Annotated in this window: 2 protein-coding genes; one reads left to right on the top strand and one right to left on the bottom strand. The window is 69.2% G+C overall.

What is annotated here, in order from left to right:
* On the top strand, window positions 1–682 hold a 682-nt coding region (locus V7Z97_RS20050; RefSeq protein WP_334165339.1), incomplete at its 5' end, for a dienelactone hydrolase family protein.
* Between the two features lie 12 nt (window positions 683–694).
* Here V7Z97_RS20050 and V7Z97_RS20045 read toward each other — a convergent pair.
* A partial coding sequence (locus V7Z97_RS20045) for an acyltransferase family protein (protein WP_334165338.1) occupies window positions 695–2,618 on the bottom strand: 1,924 nt, incomplete at its 5' end.

The following is a 2,618-nucleotide window of genomic DNA, read 5'->3' as shown; positions in this document are numbered from 1 at the left end:
GAGGGGCGAGATGGGCGAGACGATCAAGATCGCAGGGGCCGACGGCTTCGAGTTCACCGCCTACCACGAGCCCAGCTTCACGCCGCGCAAGGGCGGGGTGGTCGTCATCCAGGAGATCTTCGGCATCGATCGGCACGTCCGGGCCGACGTCGAGCGCTGGGCCAAGATGGGCTACGAGGCCGTTGCCCCGGCCCTGTTCGACCGCCGCCAGCGCGACTTCCACGCCCAGCACGACGACGCCGGCATCCAGGCGGGCATCGCGCACGCCCGCGCCACCCCGCTCGACCAGGCGCTCGGAGACATCGCCGCGGCCCGCGACTTCCTGAAGACCCGCGGCGAGAAGGTCTGCGTCGTCGGCTACTGCTACGGCGGCTCGCTGGCCTGGCTCTCCGCCTGCCGCCTGGAGGGCATCGCCGCCGCCTCCAGCTATTACGGCAGCCTGGTGAAGCAGTTCGCAGCCGAGACGCCGAAGGCGCCGGTGATCGTCCACCTGGGGCGCACCGACCCCGGCATCCACGCCGACGAGGTGGCCGCGGCCGTGGCCCAGCACCACGCGGACGTGCCGGTCTACATCTACGAAGGCGCCGGCCACGGCTTCAACAACCAGAGCCCCGAGCGCTACAACGCCGAGGCCGCCGACCTCGCCCGCCACCGCACCCTCGAACTCTTCGACCGGGCTTAGCGGCCGCCGGGGTCAGCCGGGCGCGTTCGCGGCCACCCGTCGGGGCGCCTCGATCGACCGGCTGAGTTCCCGCTTCAGCCAGGGTCGGAACATCTGCAGCCCGCTCTCCGAGAGATGCGCCTGGTCGATGACCATCGGCCGTCCCGCCGGCGTGAACAGTCGGCAGCGCTCGGTCCCCGGATCGCAGAAAAAGTCGAAGGCCCTGATGGTCGTCGCGCCGCGCCGTTCGCTGATCTGCTGCAGGGCGGCGTTGGCCGTCAGGGTGCGCTGGTGCCGGTTCAGGTACAGGAAGCGCTGCAGGTCCTCCGAATTGGGATCGAGCCCGAACCTGTCGAGGCTCATGGTCACGGAGAGCATGTCCAGGAAACCATGCGTCTCGTAGACGACGACCCGCTTCCCGCGCATTGCCGGATAGTCGAAGACCTTTCCGAGAGCGTCCGCATTGGTCAGCCAGGCGTTGGCGAACACCACGGCGTCGGCGTCGCGGAGCAGGGCCGACCGCAGGAAGCCGTCCAGCTCCGCGCGGCAGGTGGGAGCTTCCTTCCCCGTCCCGCTGCGCCCGTCCGTGCGGATGCACTCGTCGTCCAGCGGCAGGCGCCTGACGTCCAGTCCGGTCGCCTCGCCGGTGGTGGCGGCGACGAAGAGGTCCTCCGAGAGGGAGTCCCCGACGATCAGCACCTTCACGTCGTCCGTCGCCTCGAACGGCCGGCGGTCGTGCAGCAGGCGCGCCCTCCACAGCTCGATCCGGGTCGCGCGCTCGTTCTCGAGGTTGAGCAGGGCGCTTTGGAGCTGCGGGTCCATCATGGCCAGCTTCTGGTCCCGCAGGCCGTCGGTGCGGTGGACCATCAGCCCGGCGAGGAAAAGGGCGGCGAGCGAGCCGGCGAGGGCATAATGCAGCGGCGCGACCCGGCGAGCCGGGCGCTTGCGGCAGGGGGACTCGATGAAGCGGTAGGTCAGACTCGCCAGCGCGAAGGTGACGGCGATCGCCGCCAGTATCTGGAGAGGCTCGAGCGGACGGGGCGAGGCGATCCGGAGCAGCGCCAAGACCGGCTGGTGGAAGAGGTAGAGCGAGTAGCTGATAAGCCCGATCAGGACCATCGCGCGGGCGGCCAGGAGCTTCTGCGTCACGCCTTCCCGGCAGAATAGGATGAGAACGACCGTGCAGAGCACCGGCAGGCCGAACATCAGCGCCGGCGCCGACCGGTCGTCAACCAGGACGACACAGGCGAGCAGCGCCGCGAGCGCGACGCCGGAGACCACGTCGTCGCGCAGTCCCGAGGGCCGGATGCGGTTCTGCACGAGCGCCGCGACGGCCCCCACCGCAATCTCCCAAGCGCGGAACGGCAACAGGTAGAAGGCCGCCGCGATGTGGCCGGACTGATGCATGAACAGCATCGCCGCGAAACTCGCGACCGCCAGGCCGGCGAACAGCCCCAGCAGAACCGTCCGCCTCCGAGCGACTAGGGCGATCAGCGGCGTGAGCAGGTAGAACTGCTCTTCGACGCCCAGGCTCCAGAGATGGAGAAGCGGCACGAGCTCCGACGACTGGCTCCAGTAGTCGAGCTTCAGCCAGAAGAAGATGTTCGCCGAGAAGGCCAGCGCGGCCACGATGCTCTGGCCCAGTTCCTTGAGCTGGCCCGGCGTCATCAGGATCGCCCCGACTACGGCCGTGAGCGCCACGACCGTCAGCAGCGCCGGCAGGATTCGCCTCAGCCTCCGGTCATAGAAGTTCCAGAGTGAAAAGGCGCCGGCGTCGGATTCCGCGAGAACTATGCTCGTGATCAGGTAGCCGCTGATGACGAAGAAGACGTCGACACCGATGAACCCGCCGGTGAAGGGCGGTACGCCGGCGTGGAACAGGATCACGGGCAGGACGGCGACGGCGCGCAGCCCGTCGACCTCCGGCCTGTACCTTATCCCGGTCACGCCCCCGCCC

The organism is Phenylobacterium sp. (genome assembly GCF_036821595.1).
In the GTDB taxonomy this organism is placed as follows: domain Bacteria; phylum Pseudomonadota; class Alphaproteobacteria; order Caulobacterales; family Caulobacteraceae; genus Phenylobacterium.
Note: the sequence above shows the minus strand (reverse complement) of the source record. Positions and strands in the feature narration are given on the sequence as shown.